The 1,178-nt window shown below is 36.2% G+C and carries 1 protein-coding gene; it reads right to left on the bottom strand.

Annotated elements, in window-relative coordinates; translation table 11 throughout:
* Positions 1-83: 83 nt before the first annotated feature.
* Positions 84-1,103, bottom strand: coding sequence for an IS630 transposase-related protein (locus tag ACAX61_RS19585; protein WP_370716214.1), 1,020 nt, complete (start codon positions 1,101-1,103; stop codon positions 84-86).
* Positions 1,104-1,178 lie beyond the last annotated feature (75 nt).

Here is a 1,178-nt window from a genome sequence, read left to right as displayed (position 1 = left end):
ATATATTAGGTTGTTCAGAAAGTTTTGCACGTTTTTGAACCTTAATTTTAAAACATCATAAGTCAACAGAAATAAAAGGTTTATTAATTAAAATAAAAACCATTAGCGTTTACACACTTCTGCCAACGAATTGGTAGATTTTCCATACCTATGCGATAAAATTCGGTAGACCTAGAGGCAAGGAACTGCTCAAATTCCTTTTTTAACACCCCTTCGTTCTCAAATCTTTTTCCATTCAAATAATTTTGTAAATGTTTGAATAAATGGAAATCAGTTGGCGAAAGATCAGGTGAGTACGGTGGGTGTTTCATAATTTCATAATTTAGACTCTTCAGTTTATCCATGGTTTGCTTTGCTATGTGTGGACGGGCGTTGTCATGCAATAGAATTGGGCCTTTCCTATTGATCAATGCTGGGTACATTTTTTTCAACTTTTCTTGCATAACATCAATCTCTTGGCAGTATTTCTCTGCTGTTATCATTTCTCCCTTTTCCAGGAAATCATAATGAATCACTCCTTTTGAACACCACCATACCGTAACCATTACCTTTTTTTCGTGTTGACTCGGTTTTGGGAAAGACTTAGGAGATTCATGGATGTCTAACCACTGTGCTGAACGTTTATTATTGTTGTACAGCAACCATTTTTCATCACAAGTTATAAGTCGATGAAGAAATGGTTCATTTTTCATCCTGAAAATGTGTTCTGAGCATATGTCAAAGCGCTGCATTTTGTTTTTTATCGTTAGCTCATGTGGCACGAGCGTCTCGAGCTTCTTTTTCTTACCTATTTGCTTCATATGACTGCACACGGTTCCAATACTGACATCTAGATTTGTGGCAAGTTTTCTAATTGTGGTTCGAGTATCCTTTTCCACTAGAGCCTTTAATTCCTTGTTATCAAGTTTGGAAGGACGGCCAATTCGTTCCTCTTCTTCAAGGGATAAATCTCCATTGCGGAACTTTTGATACCAACGCCGTACTGTTGACTGATTTACTGTACCATGGCCCCAAACTTCATTAATTTTTCGAGCAGTTTCAGCTGCTTTTGTACCGAGACGGAACTCATAAAAATAAATTTGACGTATATCACGACACGACATCCTACATTAAAATGGAAACATATAGTCAAATTTTAATTTAAAAGCAAAAACAAATTAATACTTTGGAGAGAGCAA

The organism is Sphingomonas sp. IW22 (genome assembly GCF_041321155.1).
In the GTDB taxonomy this organism is placed as follows: Bacteria; Pseudomonadota; Alphaproteobacteria; order Sphingomonadales; family Sphingomonadaceae; genus Sphingomonas.
The sequence above is the reverse complement of the archived record's forward strand: the minus strand, read 5'-3'. Positions and strand labels throughout refer to the sequence as shown.

Bases quoted from the DNA above. Each gene is read 5' to 3' on its own strand.
- ACAX61_RS19585 (WP_370716214.1), bottom strand. From the start codon at position 1,103: ATGTCGTGTCGTGATATACGTCAAATTTATTTTTATGAGTTCCGTCTC.